Origin of the sequence: Cobetia sp. AM6 (genome assembly GCF_009617955.1) — a bacterium.
Taxonomy (GTDB): Bacteria; Pseudomonadota; Gammaproteobacteria; order Pseudomonadales; family Halomonadaceae; genus Cobetia; species Cobetia amphilecti.
Genome location: NZ_AP021868.1, coordinates 4,153,627 through 4,173,451 on the forward strand (window position 1 = coordinate 4,153,627; position 19,825 = coordinate 4,173,451).

17 protein-coding genes are annotated in these 19,825 nt (G+C 64.8%); 6 read left to right on the plus strand and 11 right to left on the minus strand.

Annotation, left to right across the window (positions count from 1 at the left end; all coding sequences use genetic code 11):
- The first annotated feature begins 136 nt into the window (after positions 1-136).
- The gene (locus CLAM6_RS17385; RefSeq protein ID WP_054556347.1) at positions 137-553 is read left to right on the plus strand and encodes a DUF2780 domain-containing protein; all 417 of its coding nucleotides are present in this window, start codon (positions 137-139) and stop codon (positions 551-553) included.
- A gap of 155 nt (positions 554-708) precedes the next feature.
- On the opposite strand, the gene CLAM6_RS17390 is transcribed toward CLAM6_RS17385, so the two are convergent.
- From CLAM6_RS17390 to CLAM6_RS17400, 3 genes are all read right to left on the minus strand, one after another.
- Entirely contained in the window at positions 709-1,065 is a 357-nt protein-coding gene (locus tag CLAM6_RS17390; RefSeq protein WP_054556348.1) for a hypothetical protein, read from the minus strand.
- A 173-nt stretch (positions 1,066-1,238) separates the two neighbouring features.
- The gene (locus CLAM6_RS17395) at positions 1,239-1,514 is read right to left on the minus strand and encodes an HU family DNA-binding protein (RefSeq protein WP_024952843.1); all 276 of its coding nucleotides are present in this window, start codon (positions 1,512-1,514) and stop codon (positions 1,239-1,241) included.
- 250 nt (positions 1,515-1,764) lie between these two features.
- Positions 1,765-2,964 (minus strand): NAD(P)/FAD-dependent oxidoreductase, encoded by a 1,200-nt coding sequence (locus CLAM6_RS17400; RefSeq protein ID WP_153636716.1) that lies wholly within the window; start codon positions 2,962-2,964, stop codon positions 1,765-1,767.
- Between the two features lie 339 nt (positions 2,965-3,303).
- Between CLAM6_RS17400 and CLAM6_RS17405 the strand changes: the two genes are divergently transcribed.
- From CLAM6_RS17405 to phoR, 4 genes are all read left to right on the plus strand, one after another.
- Complete coding sequence (locus CLAM6_RS17405) at positions 3,304-3,861, plus strand: chorismate--pyruvate lyase family protein (protein WP_267895343.1); 558 nt, start codon at positions 3,304-3,306, stop codon at positions 3,859-3,861.
- 67 nt (positions 3,862-3,928) lie between these two features.
- Positions 3,929-4,819, plus strand: a complete 891-nt coding sequence (gene ubiA, locus CLAM6_RS17410) for a 4-hydroxybenzoate octaprenyltransferase (RefSeq protein ID WP_043331742.1) — start codon at positions 3,929-3,931, stop codon at positions 4,817-4,819.
- Positions 4,820-5,042: 223 nt separating this feature from the next.
- Positions 5,043-5,732, plus strand: a complete 690-nt coding sequence (gene phoB / locus CLAM6_RS17415) for a phosphate regulon transcriptional regulator PhoB (RefSeq protein ID WP_043331741.1) — start codon at positions 5,043-5,045, stop codon at positions 5,730-5,732.
- Between the two features lie 7 nt (positions 5,733-5,739).
- On the plus strand, positions 5,740-7,062 hold the full coding sequence (gene phoR, locus CLAM6_RS17420) for a phosphate regulon sensor histidine kinase PhoR (RefSeq protein ID WP_153636718.1): 1,323 nt from the start codon (positions 5,740-5,742) through the stop codon (positions 7,060-7,062).
- 186 nt (positions 7,063-7,248) lie between these two features.
- Here phoR and cysZ read toward each other — a convergent pair whose 3' ends face one another.
- The 6 genes from cysZ to CLAM6_RS17450 form a co-directional block, all read right to left on the minus strand.
- On the minus strand, positions 7,249-7,977 hold the full coding sequence (gene cysZ / locus CLAM6_RS17425) for a sulfate transporter CysZ (RefSeq protein WP_107335789.1): 729 nt from the start codon (positions 7,975-7,977) through the stop codon (positions 7,249-7,251).
- A 196-nt stretch (positions 7,978-8,173) separates the two neighbouring features.
- Positions 8,174-8,899 carry a phosphate signaling complex protein PhoU gene (phoU, locus tag CLAM6_RS17430; RefSeq protein ID WP_043331737.1) on the minus strand — a complete coding sequence of 242 codons (726 nt, stop codon included), beginning with the start codon at positions 8,897-8,899 and terminating at the stop codon, positions 8,174-8,176.
- Between the two features lie 219 nt (positions 8,900-9,118).
- Complete coding sequence (gene pstB, locus CLAM6_RS17435; protein ID WP_084589238.1) at positions 9,119-9,964, minus strand: phosphate ABC transporter ATP-binding protein PstB; 846 nt, start codon at positions 9,962-9,964, stop codon at positions 9,119-9,121.
- The gene (gene pstA / locus CLAM6_RS17440) at positions 9,961-11,757 is read right to left on the minus strand and encodes a phosphate ABC transporter permease PstA (RefSeq protein WP_153636719.1); all 1,797 of its coding nucleotides are present in this window, start codon (positions 11,755-11,757) and stop codon (positions 9,961-9,963) included. Before pstA ends, pstB begins: the two co-directional genes overlap by 4 nt.
- Positions 11,754-14,003, minus strand: coding sequence for an ABC transporter permease subunit (locus CLAM6_RS17445; protein WP_153636720.1), 2,250 nt, complete (start codon positions 14,001-14,003; stop codon positions 11,754-11,756). Before CLAM6_RS17445 ends, pstA begins: the two co-directional genes overlap by 4 nt.
- 113 nt (positions 14,004-14,116) lie before the next feature.
- Entirely contained in the window at positions 14,117-15,076 is a 960-nt protein-coding gene (locus CLAM6_RS17450; RefSeq protein WP_054556469.1) for a PstS family phosphate ABC transporter substrate-binding protein, read from the minus strand.
- 629 nt (positions 15,077-15,705) lie between these two features.
- Here CLAM6_RS17450 and CLAM6_RS17455 point away from each other — a divergent pair.
- Entirely contained in the window at positions 15,706-16,140 is a 435-nt protein-coding gene (locus tag CLAM6_RS17455) for an acyl-CoA thioesterase (RefSeq protein ID WP_054556356.1), read from the plus strand.
- Positions 16,141-16,282: 142 nt separating this feature from the next.
- On the opposite strand, the gene CLAM6_RS17460 is transcribed toward CLAM6_RS17455, so the two are convergent.
- Together CLAM6_RS17460 and uvrD are read right to left on the minus strand one after the other, a co-directional pair.
- Entirely contained in the window at positions 16,283-17,383 is a 1,101-nt protein-coding gene (locus CLAM6_RS17460; RefSeq protein ID WP_043331733.1) for a TRAP transporter substrate-binding protein, read from the minus strand.
- Between the two features lie 203 nt (positions 17,384-17,586).
- A complete protein-coding gene (gene uvrD / locus CLAM6_RS17465; RefSeq protein ID WP_043331731.1) occupies positions 17,587-19,809 on the minus strand; it encodes a DNA helicase II in 2,223 nt (740 codons plus the stop codon).
- Between the last annotated feature and the right edge of the window lie 16 nt (positions 19,810-19,825).

A 19,825-nucleotide genomic window follows, 5' to 3' on the forward strand; every position in this document is an offset into this window, starting at 1 on the left:
GCTAGCATAACACCCCGTTCTGCCGTGTCCGAGAGCCATGGCGCATGCAAGCGTTGGCAGGCGCGTCGAATGTCGAATCGCCGCGACGTGCCACTCTGAAGACTCCTGACCTCATTGGCTTTCATGGAGAATACCGATGCATCCTCTTATCGAACGCGTCACTGGCTCCCTCGGGCTGTCACCGGAAATCGCCGAGCAGGCGGTCGGCATGGTTCTCAAGTTCGTGCGTGAGCAGGGGCCGGATGGCCCGGCCGCCTCACTGCTGGGCGCCATTCCGGGGGCGGAAGGCCTGATCGGCAGCGCAGGCGAGGAAGCCGCCGAGTCCGGTGGCGGTGGCCTCATGGGCGGCCTGATGGGCGCCGTCAGCGCCTTCACCGGCGGCAGCGGTGGCGGTGCGCTGGAACTGGGCCAGAAGCTGATGGGGCTGGACCTGAACATGGACCAGGCGCGCGGCGTGGCCGATGAGACGCTGAGCTATGCGCGCGAAGAAGCCGGCGATGGCGTGGTCGATCAGGTGCTCGAAGGCATTCCGGGCCTCAAGCAGTTGCTGTGACGCCTCGAGGGCGTTGAGAGGGTCTTCTCGAAAAGCCCCTCGCAAGTAAAGGCTCGCGACAACTGCTCGTGGCAACAGCTAGTGACAAAACAGAACGCCCCGCTGATTCTCTCAGCGGGGCGTCTTTCGTTCATGCAGGTACGGCACAGGGCCATTCAGCGAATGCGCTTGAGCAATGACTGCAAGCGGTTGAGCTGGGCCGAATCGCCGACCAGCCGCACGCGCTGGTCCATCAGGCCTTGCAAAAAGGCACGCGGCGAGGGCTTGAGCAGAAAGGCCACCGCACTGTCGCTATCGGCGAAGCGCAGCTCAAGCTCGGTATCCACCGGCAGGCCACTGCCCGTGGTGACGCCCGCGTGGGACATGCGGTAGTGACGCGCGATGCTCATGTCTTCGGTCGCGACACCCCAGTCCAGCGGACGCTTTTCCAGCTCGGCACGAAATTCGGGGTCGCGCTTGAAGGCCCGCTTGAGCAGCAGACCCAGCACCCACAGCAATATCTTGAGCTTCATGGTGTCATTCCTTGAATCGCGAAGCGTCGGTCACGCAGGCCATATGAAAATGCCACCGGCCCCGCAGGGCGGAACCGGTGGCATCAGCATGACAGCCGACAGGGCTTTTGATGACGACGTTTGAAAGCCATGGCGACAGCCACCCCGGGTCTGCGCTGAAGCACGAGCCGAGGTTACTTGGTCACTGCATCCTTCAACGACTTGCCGGGTTTGAAGGCAACGGTCTTGCTGGCCGGGATGGTCAGCGGCTTGCCTGTCTGAGGGTTCTTGCCGGTACGCGCCGCACGCTGACGCACGGTGAATGACCCGAAACCGATCAGTGAGACGTCATTGCCTTTGGCCACGGTATGAGTGATCTCGTCGAGAATCACGTTCAGTACCTGACTGGCCTTGTCCTTGGATAGATCCGCACGCTCGGCGATGGCCGCAGCGAGTTCTGGCTTGCGCATGAAAAGCCCTCCTGGTTTGGCATTCTGCACGGGCGGCCAAGCCGCCGTTTCCATTGTTGTTCTTGCACTTGCTAGCGGTGGCGTATGGCGGCGACGCAATCCGCTCCCGGCAAGCTTTGCCGTATCAAACCTGTCGATGGCAGCATTCTGTCAGACGACGCCCGCTGAGCAGCATGTCTGACGGAGCATTCACTATCGTGCCTGACCGCGCTGGCAGCAAGGGATTTACGACCATCGATCATGGCATCGCCTAGCCTAGCAACGGCGGCGCCTGCCGCGCTAGCTCGACTTTCCTGCGAACGGCGGCGCCTGTCAACGCATATCCAATCAAGCGTTCGTTCATATCCAGTGCACGCGCTTCGAGGTCATCGCCTTCACCGTTGATTTCCCAGCGCGCCACGGCCGAACGCGGCGGATAGGCCACCACCGGCAAGGCCGGTGTCTTGACCAGCACCGGCCACGCCTTCCAGTCGAGCACGCTTGGCTCACCACACAGGTTGGCTGCCAGGGTGCGCGCGGCCATCTGCAGCGGCTGGACATACATGGCATTGACGCCCTCGACGCTGGCGCAATCGCCCAGCGCCCAGATATGCGGCTGTGAGGTGGCCAGGTGGCGGTCGACACGGATGCCGTCGCCGCCGGCGCTCAGGCCTGCGGCCTGCGCCAGACGAATGCGCGGCGCCAACCCGGTGGCCAGCAGAACCACGGAGCCCGTCAGGCGACGACCGCTCTGCAGGCGCACCTCGACCGGCGCGGCCTGACGCTCGGCCTCCTCGCCTGAACTTGCGGCGATGGTCTCGACCATCTCGCCCTGGCGGCGCGTCACGCCGAGTCCATCCAGCGCCGCGCCAAGACGCTGCCCCAGTGCTTGCGGCAGCAGTCCATCCAGCGGAGTTTCCTCAGGCGCGACCAGCGTGACGCGGTGGCCGGCCGCCGTCAGATCATTGGCGTATTCACAGCCGACCAGTCCGGCACCGACAATCACCACGTGCCCGTCTTCCCCACGCTCGCGGGCCTTCGCCAGCGTCGCGCAGAAGGCCGCATAGTCGTCGAGGTCATTGATGCTCTGCACGCGTGAGGCCACTTCCGCGGCGACGGGGAAGGGACGACGCGGCGCGGCACCGAGTGCCAGCACCAGCTCGTCATAGGCCAGACACTCCTCGCCCAGCCATAGCTGGCGGGCATCACCGTCGATGGCAGTGACGCGTTGATGGGTACGCAGCTCGGCATTCAGCTCGTCCACCAGCGCCACCGGCGCCTGACGCGACAGGTCGGTGGCCGACATCTTCTTGGCGAAGGCGGTGGACAGCATCGGCTTGGCGTAATCGTGGCCGCTGTCCTGGCTGATGAGGATCAGCCGGCTGTCCTTGTCACGCGCACGCAGCGCGCGCGCCAGACCAATGCCCGCCATGCCGGTACCAATGATGACAAGGGTGCGTGGGTCGCGCATGGCACCATCTCCTGAGATCGATCCGAGGGAAGCGCTGATGAAAGAGCGCCAACAGCGTCCGTCATGAACGCCGATGAATGCGCCCAGCATACCAGCCCGCCAGCAGTGCAGGCATGCCTGAGCGGGAGGCCTTGCCGCCCGGCCATGCTAGACTCGCCATTTCGTCATCCTGACAGGGAATTCACCGTGGTCCGATGCCCAGCAGGCGAGCCTCATCGCGCAGCGCTCACGCCACAGACCTCCACCTGTGAGGCGCCTCATTCGTCAGCCGAGTCCCTGTGCCAGCCTGCGCCTCGCTGGCCTTCGCCCACGCGCGCCGCACCCGCTGCTTCGGCGGCGGTGCGCCGTCATTGGCAGCCGGCTGCCGCGCTGCAGGGTGTCATGCCGGCCGGCTGGTGGGCGTGGCTCTCCTCGACGGACTCGCTGACCCAGCGTCTTGCCAGCGCCATGCAGCAGCAGGATGAACGCGATGGCCAGCCCATCCAGGGCCTGCGCGTGCGCCTGCTGCTGCAGGACACCGGCCCCGCGCGGCTGGATGAGGCGCGCCTGCTGGGCATCGGCCCACGCCGGCATGTCTGGCGACGCGAAGTGGCACTCTGTCATGGCGATACGCCATGGGTGATCGCACGCTCGCTGGCGGCGCTGGACCTGGCCCACGGTCATCGCCTCTCGACGCTGGGCGAGCGCTCGCTGGGCCATTGGCTGTTTCGCCAGCCCGACCTGACCCGCAGCGCCATCGATGTCAGCCGTGCCCCGCTGGTGCTTTCGAGCCCCAGACCGCTGGCCCGCACCACCAGCCTGTGGATGCGCCGCTCGATGTTCTCGCATGGTCGCTTCAAGGTGCTGGTGCAGGAGGGCTTCACGCCGGCCTTCCAGCACGCGCTGCAGCTGGCCTGAGCCTTGCGGCCGACAGGCCTCGTTTCCCTCTCTTCCCTTGCCCACTACCACTCGCCCAGGAGCCCCGATGACCGCGTCATCCACTTCCGCCGCTTCGCGTCCTTCCAGACTGGCCGACTACCTCGCCCTGACACGGCTGGACCGCCCCATCGGCACCTGGCTGCTGATGTGGCCGACCCTGTGGGCACTGTGGCTGGCGGCAGATGGCATTCCCGAGCGCACGACCCTGCTGATCTTCATCGCCGGGGTCTATCTGATGCGCGCCGCCGGCTGCGTGATCAACGACTACGCCGATCGCCATTGGGACAAGCATGTCGAGCGCACGCGAGACCGGCCGCTGACCTCGGGCCGCATCTCGGAGCGCGAGGCGCTGACGCTGTTCGGGGGGCTGGTCGCGGCCGCCTTCGTGCTGGTGTGCTTCACCAACCTGACCACGGTGCTGCTGTCGATCGTCGCCGTGCTGCTGGCGGCCAGCTATCCGTTCATGAAGCGCTTCCATCATCTGCCCCAGGTGGTGCTGGGCGCCGCCTTCGGCTGGGCGATTCCGATGGCCTTCGCCGCGACGCTGGAGGAGGTACCGACCTACGGCTGGTGGCTGTTCGCGGCCAACCTGATGTGGACGGTGGCCTACGACACCGCCTACGCGATGGTCGATCGCAACGACGACCTCAAGGTGGGCATCAAGTCCACCGCCGTGCTGTTCGGGCGTGCCGACAAGCTGATGATCGGCCTGTTGCAGCTGGGCATGCTGGCGGTGTTGATCGGCATCGGCCTGCAGCTGGCGCTGGGCATCTTCTACTGGCTGGGCCTGGCTGCCGCCGCCGTCACCTTCGTCTGGCAGCAACGCCTGATCCGTGAGCGGGAGCGTGCGCCCTGCTTCCAGGCCTTCCTCAACAATCATTGGACGGGTCTGCTGATCTTCGCCGGTATCGCCCTGGCGACCTGGCCGATGAGCTGACTCCTGCATAAACATTAGTATTATTTAATTTAAAGCGACCCCTGCCCTCTATTGCTCCCCAGCCCACGGTTCATGCCTGCCTGCCGCGCCTCCAAGGCGGCTGGCAGGCTTGCGTGCAAGCTGCCATGCTGGCAGTTGTCATCTCGTTGTCATATAAGCGGGTTGTAATCGTCATCGACTTGTCATTCTGGCGCGTGCGCCGACTGCTGCATGGGATCTAGCGATGAGCTCCAAGACCGTACTGATTGTCGACGATGAATCCTCGATTCGCGAGATGATCGCCGTTGCCCTCGAAATGGCGGATTACCGCGTGCTGGAGGCAGACAATGCCCAGGACGCCCACGCCATCGTCGTCGATGAAAAGCCCGATCTGCTGTTGTTGGACTGGATGATGCCGGGCACCAGTGGCCTGGAGCTCGCACGGCGTCTCAAGCGTGACGAGACCACCTCGGAGCTGCCGATCATCCTGTTGACCGCCAAGGGCGAGGAAGACAACAAGATTCAAGGCCTGGAAGCCGGTGCCGACGACTACATCACCAAGCCCTTCTCGCCGCGCGAGCTGGTCGCCCGTCTCAAGGCCGTGCTGCGTCGCACCACTCCCAAGGGGGTCGAGGAGGCGGTGGAAGTCGAAGGCCTGATGCTCGACCCGGCCAGCCACCGCGTCACCGCCCACGGCAACTCGCTGGATGTCGGCCCGACCGAATATCGCCTGCTGCAGTTCTTCATGACGCATCAGGAGCGTGCCTACACGCGCAGCCAGCTGCTCGACCAGGTATGGGGCGGCAACGTCTATGTCGAGGAGCGCACCGTGGACGTGCACATCCGTCGCCTGCGCAAGGCGCTGGGCACAGGCCATCAGCATCTGATCCAGACCGTCCGCGGCACCGGTTACCGCTTCAGCGCTCAGGCCTGAGGGATTCATGCGCTATTGGACCAACGAGCTATGGCGCCTCGGCTACCTTGCCGGTGGCTTCGGCCTGATCGGTGGCCTGCTGGGCCATCTGGGCTGGGGCCTGGCGCTGGGTCTTTCGCTGTATCTGTTCGTCCATCTCAAGCACTTGAAGAGCCTCTACACCTGGCTGATCACCAATCCCCATGAAGAGCCGCCGCCCGGCGATGGCGTCTGGGGAGACCTGCTCGATCGTCTCTACCGCTACCAGAAGGGCCAGCGTCAGGCTCAGGAGCGACTGCGCAGCATCCTCAACCGTATCCAGGAATCCTCCGAGGCCATGCGCGACGGCCTGGTGATGCTGGACAACCACGGTGACATGGAATGGTGGAACAGCGCGGCCGAGCAGCTGGTCGGTCTCAAGGCCAGCCACGACCGCGGTCAGCACATCACCAACTATCTGCGTGACCCCGTCTTCATCGACTACTTCAATCGGCTGGCCTACCGCGAGCCGCTGACGCTCCAGTCGCCGCTGTCTGACAACCTGACGCTGCAGATCTCCATCACCCTGTTCGGTGACAACGAGCGTCTGGTCATGCTGCGTGACGTCACCCGCCTCTATCGTCTTGAAGAGATGCGCCGCGACTTCGTGGCCAATGTCTCCCATGAGCTGCGCACGCCGCTGACGGTGCTGGCCGGCTATCTCGAGACCTACTCCGATTACGCCGATGACCTGCCACCGCGCTGGCAGCGTGGGCTTGGCCAGATGCAGAGCCAGACCGACCGCATGCAGCACCTGGTCGAGGACCTGCTGACCCTGTCACGCCTGGAAACCGACGAGCTGTCCGACAACGGTCGCTGCATCGACATGAGCGCCCTGCTCGGCCATATCCGCGACGACGCCGAAGGCCTGTCCCAGGGGCGCCACACCTTCTCCATCGAGGCCGATGCCAGCGTGTCTCTGCGCGGTGAGGAGCAGGAGCTGCGCAGCGCGATCTCGAATCTGGTATTCAATGCGGTGCGCTACACCCCCGAAGACTGCCATATCACCCTGCGCTGGAAGGCGGATGACCAGGGCCTGCTGGTCGAGGTGGAAGATGACGGGGACGGCATCGACCCGGTCCACCTGCCGCGCCTGACCGAGCGCTTCTACCGCATCGACAAGGGCCGCAGCACCGCCACGGGAGGCACCGGCCTCGGGCTTGCCATCGTCAAGCATGTGCTGATTCGTCATCAGGGCCATCTGGAGATCGACAGCCACCCCGGCGAGGGTGCGCGCTTCCGCTGTCGCTTCCCCGACGAGCGCGCCTGCCAGGCGAGCGCTCCCCAGGCCAGCAGTGCGCTAGCCCAGTGATGGGCTGATTCAGTGATGATCTGACCCGGACGCCAGCCCAACGCAGAACGCCCCGCAGCCACCTCGAAAGGAGGCGACTGCGGGGCGTTTCGTTTGGTCAATCAGACGACGCTGCGGCTATTTCAGCGACGTGCCAACTTAGCGACGAGTCAGTTCAGCGACAAGCCAGCTCTGCGACAGGCTGTCTCAACGACGCGGCGCCGGCAACTGACGGTAGTGGCTCTGCCACATCAGTACCGCCCCGGCGACGGCGCCCGGGATGAACAGCAGATTGGCCAGCGGCACCAGCGTCATGACGAACACCGCGGCGCCGAAGGTCAGTGAGGGCCACCAGCGCGCCTTGAGGCGCTGCTTCATGTCACCGAAGCTGACCTGATGGTTGTCCATCGGGTAGTCGAGGTACTGGATCGACATGCTCCAGGCCGAGAACAGTCCCCACAACAGCGGCGAGAGCAGGTTCAGGCCCGGGATGAAGCCGATGATGAACAGCGCGATCATGCGCGGGATGAAGTAGCCCAGCTTGGCCATTTCACGCCCCAGCGAGTCGACGCCGATCTTCATCAGGCCGCGATCATCATCGATCAGGGTGCCATCCAGACGATGCTCGACCTTCTCGGCCAGAATGCCGTAAAAGGGCGCGGCGATCAGGTTGGTCACCAGGCTGAAGGTGAAGAACACCACCAGCAACAGACTCACCACCAGCACCGGCCAGATCAACCAGCTGAGCCAGTCCAGCCACGCCGGTACCTTGAGCATCCAGTAATCGATCCAGCCACCGAACTGGTTGAACAACACCCACAGCGTGATGCTGTAGAGCACCAGGTTGATCGCCAGCGGTACGAATACGAAGCGGCGCAGCCCGGGGGTATAGACCATGCGGGTCCCGCGGACCAGCGCCGATACGGCATCAATCATGCGACGTCCTCGTCATCTCAAAAGAACCGGCCAGCCAGCGGGCTGACCGGAGCCACACCCTAGCACTCCCGCCTGCGCGGCGCAGCTGTCGGCCGCCTGACACCGCTCGCGCTCCCACGACGCAATCGCCCCGCGGCCTGCCGGTGGGCAGGTGCGGGGCGAAAGAGGCGACACAGGGGCAGGGAAGCGCGTCAGCTCACTTCTTGTCCAGGTCCTGCGGCTTCAGATCATGGGTATCGGTGTGACGCACGTCCACGCCCTTGACCAGGAAGATGACGTACTCGGCCAGGTTGTCGGCGTGGTCACCGATGCGCTCCAGCGCACGCAGAATCCACATCACATTGAGCACCGGCGTGATCTGGCGCGCGTCTTCCATCATGAAGGTCATCAGCGAGCGCATCGCGCTCTGATATTCCAGATCCACCGAGGCGTCTTCACGCAGTACCTTGAGGGCAAGGTCGGTATCGAAGCGCGCGAAGGCCGTCAGGGAGTCACGCACCATGCTGCGCACGTGCTGACTGAGGTGACGCACCTCGACCATGCCGCGCGGGCTCTGGCCATTCTCGACCAGCGAGATGGCATTGCGTGCGATCTTGCTCGATTCATCACCGATACGTTCGAGATCGGAGGTGGCGCGGATGACGGCCAGCACCAGGCGCAGGTCGGAGGCCGCCGGCTGACGGCGGGCCAACACCCGGGTGCACTCGTCATCGATCTTGAGCTGCATGTCGTTGACAGCCTTGTCGTTGTCGCGCACCCGCGTGGCGGTTTCACTGTCGCCTTCCAGCAATGCCGTGACGGCATCCTGCAGCTGCTTCTCTACCAGTCCGCCCATGGCCAGCAGGTGTGTCTTCAGTGCATCCAGCTCGTGATTGAACTGCTCTGAGATATGCTTGCCGTGCGAATCGCTGGTGATATCCATTTCCCTCTCCCGGAAAGTCGCCCACCGAGTCAGGGGGCGTGACATGAATGACGTGACAAGTATGGCCCACTACTGACTGACACAGCGGGCTCCCCCTCAGCATGCCGACACTTGATTGCAGTTATGTTTCACCCATGGCGCAAAGGCGCTATCTGGCCGCCATCGTCAGCAATATCAGGACGAAAGGGCTACCTGGCTGCACGTTCGCGCATGAGCGCGCTAACCGAAACGCCCCGTGATGTAGTCTTCCGTCTGGCGGCGCCGCGGGTTGGTGAACAGCTGATCGGTCGGGGCGAATTCCACCAGGCGGCCCTCATGCAGGAAGGCGGTATCGTCTGACACCCGCGCGGCCTGCTGCATGTTGTGCGTGACGATGATCAGTGTCAGGCGCGAGCGCAGCGAACGGATCAGCTCCTCGATCTTGAGCGTCGAGATGGGGTCCAGCGCCGAGGCCGGTTCATCCAGCAGCAGCACCTCCGGCTCGACCGCCAGCGTCCGCGCGATCACCAGCCGCTGTTGCTGGCCACCCGAGAGCCCCAGCGCGCTGTCGTGCAGGCGGTCCTTCACCTCTTCCCAGAGCGCCGCGGAGCGCAGACAGGATTCGACCTTGTCATCGAGGTGGCGCTTGTCATTCTCGCCGACCAGCCGCAGTCCGAAGGCCACGTTCTCGTAGACCGACATCGGAAAGGGGTTGGGCGTCTGGAAGACCATGCCGATCCGGCGGCGCAGCATCGGCACGTCCACGCCGCGCGCATGAATGTCCTCGCCCTCGAGCAGTACCTTGCCGGAAAGACGTGACTGTTCGTCGAGATCGGTCATGCGATTGAAGGTACGCAACAGACTCGACTTGCCGCAGCCGGAAGGGCCGATGAAGGCCGTCACGCGCTTGCGCGCGATCTGCAGGCTGACGTCCTCCAGGGCGCGGCGCGTCTGGTTCTCCTTGCCGACACGTGCCTGATAATCGAGGCTCAGGTGACGGGTTTCCAGGCAGATGTCCTCAGCCGGCCGCGCAGGCGTCTCCTGAAGAAACAACTGGGGCTTGGGCTGTTCAGAGTCACGCCTCATTCGGTGGCTCCCTTGTAACGTTGTGCCAGCATGTGACGCAGGCGAATGGCACTCAGATTGAGGCATAGAATCACGACCACCAGCACCAGCGCGGTCGCGTAGACCAGCGGCCGACTGCTGAAGGCGTCGCTGCTCTGGAAGGCCAGATCATAGACCTGATGCCCCAGATGCATGAATTTTCGGTCCAGATGCAGCCACGGGAAGCTGTCATCCAGCGGCAGGTCCGGGGCCAGCTTGACCACCCCGACCAGCATCAGCGGCGCGACTTCGCCCGCCGCACGCGCCACGGCCAGAATCAGCCCCGTCATCAGCGCCGGCGAGGCAGCCGGAATCACCACGCGCTTGAGCGTTTCCAGGCGTGTCGCCCCCAGCGCCAGCGCACCTTCGCGCAGACGACGCGGCACGCGCGCCAGCCCCTCTTCCGTGGCGACGATCACCACCGGCAAGGTCAGCAGGGCCAGCGTCAGCGAGGCCCACAGAATGCCGCCGGTCCCGAAGGTCGGCGTCGGCAGCCGCTCGGAATAGAACAGCTCATCGATTCCGGCGCCCAGTCCATAGACGAAGAAACCGAGACCGAACACGCCGTAGACAATGGAGGGCACCCCGGCCAGGTTGCGCAGCGCGATGCGCGTCAGGCGCGTCAGGCGTCCCTGATGGGCCACCTCGTGCAGATAGAGCGCCGCCATCACGCCGAAGGGCATCACCATGATCGACATCAGTACCACCATCAGCACGGTGCCGAAGATGGCGGGCCAGACGCCACCGAAGCCCTCGGTGGGCGCGCCAGCCACGAAGTCACGGAAACGCTTGAACGTCATCATCAGCCGGCCGCTGAAGCCCATCGCATTGGGCCGCCAGGCATTGCGGATATCATCGAGCGCGATGCGGCCTTCGTAGCCGCCATTGCCGCCCAGCAGCAACTGACCGCCCGCCAGCGCATCCCGCAGGGCACTCAGCTGACCTTCACGCTCGATGAAGGCGCTGCGCACCTCTTCCAACTCCTCCTGCATCTGCTGCTCGAGCTCAGCGTCCTCTTGAGTCCGCGCCGGGTCACCGTCAGCAGTGGCGCTGCGCCGGGATTCGAGCGACTGCTGCAGCGCCTGATAGCGACTGCTCAAGGCTTCACTGTCCAGGCGCAGTGCCTGCAACTGGCGGCGCTCGCTCTCGATCATCTTCAGGCGGGCAAACAGCGGCTCGGCGTCCTCGGACAAGGGCCGGACAGGTCCGTCGCCGACATCGGGCGTGTGGTCCATCTCCCCTGTCATCGGGTCACTCAGCGCCCGTGGCATGCCGTAGAGAGTGCGGCCATCGCGCATTTCCAGCATCAGCGCCTGGCTGGGGAAGGTCATCCTGTCGAGCAGCGTCTCCGGCAGCCACTGCCAGCTGGCCGCGGCCCCGTCACGTGAGGATGTCTGCAGCAGCCACCATTGCTGGCGAGCGTCATCCCCCTCGCCCGAGGTAACACGGCGCATCTCCTCGTGCATCAGCTCGCCGAGCAGATGGCGATTGTCGGCCGCTGGCTCACCGCGCGTGGTGGTCAGCGCCGTGGGACTCTGGCCCGGCTGCGCCGTCAGCTCCACCTCGACCAGCCGTGAGGGCCAGAAGTGACTGAAGGAGCCCACCACCAGCAGGCTGAGCAGGCCCAGCACCAGCACCAGCGAGACACTGACCGCCATGGCATTCAGCCAGCCCCACGGGCCGCCGTCGCGCCAGTAGCGCTGCAGGCGCCCGACCAGCGGCTCGCGCGGGCGCAGCAGTGAGGAGCTGGCGCGATTGGTGTCAGGGTGACTCATCCCCAGCTCCCCTGATTGGGCGGCGTGAAGCGCTGTCGCAGCACTTCCGCCAGCGTATTGACCACGAAGGTGAAGACGAACAATGCCAGGGCAGCGAGGAACAGCAAGCGGTAGTGGCTGCTGCCGACCTCGGCCTCCGGCAGCTCGATGGCCAGGGTCGCGGCCAGTGAACGCAGGCCCTCGAACAGACTGGCATCCACCAGCGGCGTATTGCCGGCCACCATCAGCACGATCATCGTCTCACCGACGGCACGCCCCATGCCGATCATCATCGCCGAGAACAGCCCGACCGCAGCGGCAGGCAGGATGACGCGGCGCAGACTCTGCCATGGCGTCGCGCCAAGCGCCGCGGAGCCTGCGGCCAGACCGCGCGGCACCGACGAGAGGGCATCCTCGCTGAGCGTGAACAGGGTCGGCATCACCGCCAGCCCCAGCGCCATGCCGGTCACCAGGGTGTTGCGCTGGGCGTAATCGATGCCGTAGTGGCTGAACAGCCACTGGCGGAGGTCACCGTCGAACCACCACTGCTCGACCTGGCCGGCGATGGTCACATCCAGCCACAGCAGCACGAACAGCAGCGGCAACAGCCCGAAGGCCGCCATGTTTTCCGGCAGCAGATTACGCCATACGCGCGGCGACAGGGTCCACAGGAAGCCGGCCACCATGGTGCCCAGCGGAATCAGGACCAGCCCCAGCAACACCGCCATCAGCTCACGCTCGACGAAGGGCGCGACCACCAGCGCGGCGATGAAGCCGATCACCACGGTCGGCAGCGCCTCCATCATCTCCAGCAGCGGCTTGATGCGGGAACGCTGGCGCGGCGCCATGAAGCAGGCGACATGGATGGCACAGCCGAGCCCCAACGGCACGGCAAACAGCAGCCCGACCAGCGCCGCCTTGAGCGTGCCCCACATGATGGGCACCAGCGACAGACGGGGTTCGTGGGTACCGGTGCTCTCCAGCTGCCAGATCCACTCCGGCGCTGCGCGTCCCTCATACCAGACCTTGCCGAAGATGGCGTCGAGCCCGACGGCCTGATGCGGGTCGTGTATCGCAAGCCCCGCATAGGCCTTGCCGAGCGCCCCCAGCGACGCTTCCTGAGCGGGCAGCCTTGCCTCCCGGGTCGCCGATGCCAGCAAGCGGCGGTCATCATTGTCAAATTCCAGCGTCACGCCAGCCGCGACCCGGGCGGCGTCCAGCCAGTCCAGCACCTGACGGCGACGCTCGCTGGTGGCCAGATAGAGGCCAAGGCGGCCGTTGGCGTCCAGCGCGGCAAAGCCGAGGCTGTGATGGGCGGCAGCCATCGTCACCACCGGCGCCGACAGGTCACTGTCAAAGACGCCGGCCTTGACCAGCGGCTGCGCATGCGCCGGCAACAGGTAATGGCTCAGGCCACCGGCGGCGTCTCCGACGATCAGGCTTCTGCCGCCACGCAGGACGCTGATCGCGGTGATCGCCGGCGATGACGCGGAGGCAGAAGAGGCCATAGCGTGATGTGCCAGCTTGCGCGCCAGCGGCTTGGTCCCGGTGGAGGCCTCGCTCAGTTGCCACTGGGTGAAGCCATCGCGGTCAGCGGTGACCAGCAGACGCCCCTGCTGCGAAGACAGCCTGGCCGTGCCCGGCAACCACTGCTGCTGCCACTCGGAGAGCGGCGTCTGGCTTGCTGCATCGTCACCCAGCGCGCCGGCGGTAGCGTGCGACGCCGACAAGGCCAGGCGCGCCAGCCACAGGCCATCGCCCTCCTCGTACGGAATGCGCAGCCACAGCTGGTCACGGCTGAGCATCAGGCTTGCCTGGCGGCGCTCAAGCCCTGCGGGAACCTCGATGGCACTGCCGCGCAGTCGCACGCCAGCGGCGGACTGCTGAACCACCTGCAGGCGATCATCCGCGAGCCAGACACCCGCCAGCGGCGAGGTACGCGAATCCGCCGTCGAATCGTCACTGGCCAGCACGGGAGGCAGCCCGTCACGCGCGGCAAGCGGCATGTCAGGCAAGGCGCTCAGCCAGTCAGGATCGGTCTGCGCGGCAGGCATCTGCTGGTCGCTCACTTGCTGTTCGAGCGCCTGCTGAGGAAGCGACGTGACGCTGGCGGGCTTGAGCAGCGGCCACGACACGCTGACCAGATAGGCCAGCATCACGACGACGATGACCATCACGCCCAGCCCGGCCGCTGTCAGCCACAGACTGGCAAGACGGTCATGCCGCAGACGACGACGCTGCATTCGGGAGGCATCAACTGCCGACATGAAATATCACCACGAAAGGATTCGCGCCCTGGAGTGTCGACTCCGCAGACGCATGAAGCGGGTATGGCACCGAGATTATGTCCAAGTGATGACAGAGAGATGACAAAGGCGAATCAAAGGGCATCCACATCCTCCAGCCCCAATTGCTGACGCCAGTGCAGCAGCTGCTTTTCCGGCAGCGGCACATAGCCACCACGCAGGATGGCCTGCTGACCCTGGCGCGACATGATCAATGACAGGAAGGCCTGCTCCAGCGCCGGGAGCGGCTCGTCAGGCACCCTATTGACGTAGATGTACAGCGCGCGGGTCAGCGGATAACGGCCATCGCGAATGCTGGCCCGGCTCGGGAAGACGGCGTGGCCACCCGCCTCACGGCTGACGGACAGCTGCTTCACCAGCGGCGAAGAAGTGCTGAAGCTGGCATAGCCGATGCCATTGGGCGAGGAGCCCACCGCACCGATGATGGAGGCCGAGCCCGGCTGTTCACTGACATCGAGGCGGAAGTCGCCATCGCACAGCGCGATACGGCGGAAGGCGCCGTAGGTGCCCGAGGTGGCACTGCGCCCGAAGCGCGTGATCTGGCGGTCATTCCACTCATCACTCAGCCCGAGCTGGCCCCAGCGATTGGCTGCCTGGCCACCACAGTTGTGCGTGGCGGAGAAGATGGCATCCAGCTGCGCGATGCTGATCTCCTCCAGCGGATTGCTGCGATGCACGATGATGCCCATCGCATCCAGCGCCACGGGCACACCAAGCGGCGGATAGCCGAATTCACGCGTGAAGTCCTGACGCTCCTGATCGCTCATCGGGCGCGACATCAGCCCGATGCGAGTGGTGCCGGCGATCAATGCCGGCGGCGCCGTCGAGGAGCCCGCTGCCTGCAGCTGCACGCGCACCCCCGGATGATAGCGGCGCAGCTGGGCAGCCCAGCGCGTTACCAGCACCGACAGGGTATCCGAGCCCACCGCCGTCAGGTTGCCCACCACCCCGGACACCGGGCGATATTCGGGCACCTTGTCGGCCAGTGCCGGAGCCGAGAGCGTCGAGAGCCCCAGCAGGCAGGCAAGCGACATCAGCCGCAGCGACGGCAGACCTGAGCGCAGACGGGGCGCGCAGGAGGAAGGCACATATGAGGAGGACGCGGATGACCCGCGACGCGACGCGAACACGGCGCGAAAGCCTGAACGAACAAGCGACCCGACGGAAACTGACATGGCGACTTCCCACCAGAGAATGAACAAGATGACGATGCGACACGGAGCTGGCCACTGCTTGCCACGCCCGTGGCGACGGGCATGCGACGGTGGATCAAGGCGGCCCGTGCAGCATGGCGAAAGACAGCGAGTATCCGTCATTGCTGCGTTGAGGAACGATACTCCATGCTGCAGCGCAAAAAATCTCCTGACAGTCCATCGTCAGTGAGGACAGTGCTTTGTCCGCCGGAGTAGGATACAGGAGATGATGAAGCCGCTGCGGCTCATCCGCCATGGTCTGCGTCGCGCTGATGCTATCGATGGCCCCGGTGACTTTCTTCGGCGATTGCCGAAGTGCCCTGTATAAGGCCCCCTGTGCAAGGCAGTGCCCTGTACAAGGAGGCGTCCTATGCAAGGCAGCGCCCTGCGCCAAAAGACGCACCTTTTTCAGACGCAAGGGTGCAGAAATGAAATGACCATTTTATAACAACAAGATAGCGAGTCATGACATGCAAGCTCTGGATGATATCCCGACGCCGAACGGCACACTGACGCTAAAATTGATCGCCCAACGCCAGGACACCAATCTCTATGGCGACATCAGCGGCGGCTGGCTGATGCACCGCATGGACGAGGCCTGTGAGCTGGCCGCCGGGCGCGTCGCCCACGGACGCACTGCCACCGTGGCCGTCGAAGGCCTCGATTTCCTGTCGCCGGTGCGTATCGGCTCGGTGGTCAATATCTTCACTCAGGTGGCCGAGGTCGGGCGCAGTTCGATCAGGCTCGCCGTCGAGGTCTGGATCCGCCCGCCGCAGGAGCGCAATCAACACGCGCTGACCAAGGTGACCGAAGCCTGCTACGTGATGGTGGCACTCGATGACAATGGCCGCATCCGCGCCGTACCGGAGCAGGCCAGCACCGCCATCATCGAGGAGCAGGACTGATCCTGAGCAGGACTGAGCCAGGCGCCTCGCCTCTCTTCCTGTCAGCCACACGCCAAGAAAAAGCCGCCCTCTGGGGCGGCTTTTTCGTCAACAATCAGTCACGCGCTCAGACAGTCAGGCAGGCAGTCGGAAAGAGACTCGCTCAGGCTTCGCCCAGCACCCGACCACGCGCATCCAGATAAGCCTGCTCACCGATACGCGACCAGGGCGCGACCTGCTGCTGGAAGGCGCGGTAGGACTCATAGACGCGCCTGGCGTCCTCATCCTTGGCAATGAACTCGTCCAGCACCTCGTTGGAGGCATCGAACAGCGCCGCATAGACGTCCTGGGGGAATTCACGCAGCTCCACACCGTGCTCCTCGACCAGCGAGGTCAGCGCAGTGGCGTTGCGCAGCGCGAATTCATCCACCATGGCGTGATTGGCGATTCTGGCCGCCTGGATCACCACCTGCTGCAGGTCTTCCGGCAATGCCTGCCAGGCCTCGAGATTGACGGTGCCTTCGAGGATGGCGGAAGGCTCGTTCCAGGCCGGCGAGTAGTAATACTTGGCCACCTGATGCAGGCCGAAGGCCAGATCATTGTAGGGGCCGACCCAGTCGGTGGCATCGATCACGCCGGTTTCCATCGCGGTGAAGATCTCGCTGCCCGGCAGATTGACCGCGCTGGCGCCGATGCGATTCATCACTTCGCCCGCCAGCCCCGGCAGGCGGATCTTCAGCCCCTTCATGTCCTCGAGACTGTTCACTTCCTTGTTGAACCAGCCGGCCATCTGGGTGCCGGTGTTGCCCACCGCCAGCGGCTTGAGGTTGTGGCGCGAGTAGATCTCGTCCCACAGCTTCATGCCATCGCCATGATACAGCCAGGCGTTGGTCTCGGTGGTGTTCATGCCGAAGGGCACCGCAGTGAAGAACTGGGCCGCGGGCACCTTGCCCTTCCAGTAGTAAGAGGCCGAGTGGCCCATCTGGGCGGTACCGGAGGACACGGCATCGAAGACTTCCAGCGCCGGTACCATCTCGCCGGCGCCATAGACCTTGACCTGCAGGCGACCACCAGAGAGCTGACCGATCAGGCTGGCGAATTCATTGGCACCGGTGCCCAGTGCCGGGAAGTTCTTCGGCCAGGAGGTGACCATCTTCCAGTGGATGGTCTCGCCCTCGGCGGCATTGGCGGTGGACACGAAAGGCGCGGCGGCGAGACCGGCAGCACCGGCCCCCAGAGCAGAGAGAAAACGGCGGCGTTGCATGGGACTTTCCTTGTTCGAGTTGTGGGCAATGCATGACGCGGCATCAAGACAGCATGTCTGCCACTATGCCGCGACCCATGGATGGCCCACAACTGCACCAAGGCCGTAATGGCGAACGAATACCGCGCCCCCTGCCCCGCGCTACACCTCTTGCCAGCGCCTGCAGTCAGCGCCTCATGGCTGCGTCTGCCATCAATGCAGGATCAGCTCAGCACTTCCAGCTTGGCAAAGCCCAGCACCAGCCACTTGTCGCCTTCGCCCTCGAAGCTGATCTGCACGCGCGCGCGCTCGCCCTGGCCTTCGGCATTGATGACCACGCCTTCCCCGAACAGCGGATGCCGTACCAGGCTGCCGAGCGAGAGTGCCGGCATGTCGCCATTGGCCTCGACACTCTCCTGACGCGGACCGGAAGGACGGCGATTCGGCGTGGCGCGCTGGGTCGAGACCGGACGCGAGACCTGGCCACGCAGACGCACCTCTTCCATCAGCTCTTCCGGCAATTCACGCAGGAAGCGCGACGGCCGCTGGAAGGTCTCCTTGCCGTGCATGCGACGCAGCTCGGCGTAGGTCAGGTAGAGGCGCTGCATGGCACGGGTGACACCGACGTAGCACAGGCGACGCTCTTCCTCGAGACGCCCCGGCTCCTCCAGCGACATCTTGTGCGGGAACAGCCCCTCCTCGACCCCGGCGACGAATACCACCGGGAATTCGAGCCCCTTGGCGGAGTGCAGCGTCATCATCTGCACGCATTCCTCGCCTTCGGCGGCTTCGTGATCGCCGGCATCCAGCGCGGCTTCGGCGAGGAAGGGCTCCAGCGCCTCGGCCCCTTCGCTGGGGGCTTCCGGGTCCATGCGCTCGCCCTGACTGAAGGCGCGGCAGGCGTTGACCAGCTCCGAGAGGTTCTCGAGGCGCGCCTGGCCCTTCTCGCCCTTCTCGGCGGCGTGATGCTCACGCAGGCCGGAGACATGGATGACGTGCTCGACCAGCTCATGCAGCGCCATGCCGGCGGTGTCGTTGTCGAGGCCATCGATGATGTCGGCGAAGGCACGCACTGCGGTGGCGGCGCGTCCCTTGAGGGCGCCATCGGAGACCGCATCGCTCATCGCCTGCCACATGGTCAGGTTGCCGTAGCGTGCGCGCTCGCGCAGCTGCTCGACGGTACGCATGCCGATGCCACGCGCCGGCACGTTGATCACGCGCTCCAGGGCGGCATCGTCCTCGCGGTTGTTCATCAGACGCAGATAGGCAAGCGCGTTCTTGATCTCGAGACGCTCGTAGAAGCGCTGGCCGCCATAGATGCGATACGGCATGCCCTGGCGGATCAGCGTCTCCTCCAGCACGCGTGACTGGGCATTGGAGCGATACAGGATCGCGATCTCGTCGCGGCTGTAGCCATGCTCATTGACCAGTTCACGGATGGTATCGGCGATATAGCGCGACTCGTCGATGTCATTGAAGCCGGCGTAGACACGTATGCGCTCGCCGCGACCGCTGTCGGTCCACAGCTCCTTGCCCATGCGCCCGCCGTTGTGGCTGATCAGGGCGTTGGCGGCCTCCAGAATGGCGCTGGAGGAGCGGTAGTTCTGCTCCAGACGCACCACGCGGGTGTTGGCGAACTCCTCGGTGAAGCGCTGGATGTTCTCGACCCGCGCGCCACGCCAGCCGTAGATGGACTGGTCATCATCGCCGACCACGGTCATGCACTCGCGATCACCGGCCAGCAGCTTCAGCCAGGCGTACTGCAGGGTGTTGGTATCCTGGAACTCGTCGACCAGCAGGTGGGCGAAGCGCTCGCGGTAATGCGCCAGCAGGTGCGGCGTATCGCGCAGCAGCTCCAGCGAGCGCAGCAGCAGCTCACCGAAATCGACCAGGCCGCCGCGTTCACAGGCGAGCTGATAGAGCTCATACATCTCGACCATCTTGCCCATGTAGGCATCGCCATGGGTCTGCACCTGATGGGCGCGCAGACCTTCCTCCTTGCAGCCGGCGATGAAGTACTGGACCTGCTTGGGCGGCCAGCGCTCGTCATCGACGTTGTGCTCCTTGAGCAGCCGCTTGACCATGCGCAGCTGGTCATCGCTGTCGATGATCTGGAAGTGCTCGGGCAGGCGCGCCTCCTGCCAGTGGGTGCGCAGCAGACGGTGACTGATGGAGTGGAAGGTGCCGACCCACATGTGGCGCAGGCTGCTGCCATTGAGCGCCTCGAGACGCGTGCGCATCTCCCGCGAGGCCTTGTTGGTGAAGGTCACCGACAGGATGGCGTAGGGCGAGAACTGGTATTGGTCCATCAACCAGGCGATGCGGTGAACCAGCACGCGGGTCTTGCCGGAACCGGCCCCCGCCAGTACCAGCATGTTGCCCGGCGGCGCGGACACGGCCTCACGCTGATGCGTGTTGAGGTGATCGAGGAGGGGCGATTCGGACATGCAGGGCTCACCACAG

What these genes read in the sequence shown, in the direction of transcription:
- CLAM6_RS17385 (WP_054556347.1), top strand. Translation starts at nt 137, where the DNA reads ATGCATCCTCTTATCGAACGCGTCACTGGCTCCCTCGGGCTGTCACCG.
- CLAM6_RS17390 (WP_054556348.1), bottom strand. Translation starts at nt 1,065, where the DNA reads ATGAAGCTCAAGATATTGCTGTGGGTGCTGGGTCTGCTGCTCAAGCGG.
- CLAM6_RS17395 (WP_024952843.1), bottom strand. Translation starts at nt 1,514, where the DNA reads ATGCGCAAGCCAGAACTCGCTGCGGCCATCGCCGAGCGTGCGGATCTA.
- CLAM6_RS17400 (WP_153636716.1), bottom strand. Translation starts at nt 2,964, where the DNA reads ATGCGCGACCCACGCACCCTTGTCATCATTGGTACCGGCATGGCGGGC.
- ubiA (WP_043331742.1), top strand. Translation starts at nt 3,929, where the DNA reads ATGACCGCGTCATCCACTTCCGCCGCTTCGCGTCCTTCCAGACTGGCC.
- phoB (WP_043331741.1), top strand. Translation starts at nt 5,043, where the DNA reads ATGAGCTCCAAGACCGTACTGATTGTCGACGATGAATCCTCGATTCGC.
- phoR (WP_153636718.1), top strand. Translation starts at nt 5,740, where the DNA reads ATGCGCTATTGGACCAACGAGCTATGGCGCCTCGGCTACCTTGCCGGT.
- cysZ (WP_107335789.1), bottom strand. Translation starts at nt 7,977, where the DNA reads ATGATTGATGCCGTATCGGCGCTGGTCCGCGGGACCCGCATGGTCTAT.
- phoU (WP_043331737.1), bottom strand. Translation starts at nt 8,899, where the DNA reads ATGGATATCACCAGCGATTCGCACGGCAAGCATATCTCAGAGCAGTTC.
- pstB (WP_084589238.1), bottom strand. Translation starts at nt 9,964, where the DNA reads ATGAGGCGTGACTCTGAACAGCCCAAGCCCCAGTTGTTTCTTCAGGAG.
- pstA (WP_153636719.1), bottom strand. Translation starts at nt 11,757, where the DNA reads ATGAGTCACCCTGACACCAATCGCGCCAGCTCCTCACTGCTGCGCCCG.
- CLAM6_RS17445 (WP_153636720.1), bottom strand. Translation starts at nt 14,003, where the DNA reads ATGTCGGCAGTTGATGCCTCCCGAATGCAGCGTCGTCGTCTGCGGCAT.
- CLAM6_RS17450 (WP_054556469.1), bottom strand. Translation starts at nt 15,076, where the DNA reads ATGTCGCTTGCCTGCCTGCTGGGGCTCTCGACGCTCTCGGCTCCGGCA.
- CLAM6_RS17455 (WP_054556356.1), top strand. Translation starts at nt 15,706, where the DNA reads ATGCAAGCTCTGGATGATATCCCGACGCCGAACGGCACACTGACGCTA.
- CLAM6_RS17460 (WP_043331733.1), bottom strand. Translation starts at nt 17,383, where the DNA reads ATGCAACGCCGCCGTTTTCTCTCTGCTCTGGGGGCCGGTGCTGCCGGT.
- uvrD (WP_043331731.1), bottom strand. Translation starts at nt 19,809, where the DNA reads ATGTCCGAATCGCCCCTCCTCGATCACCTCAACACGCATCAGCGTGAG.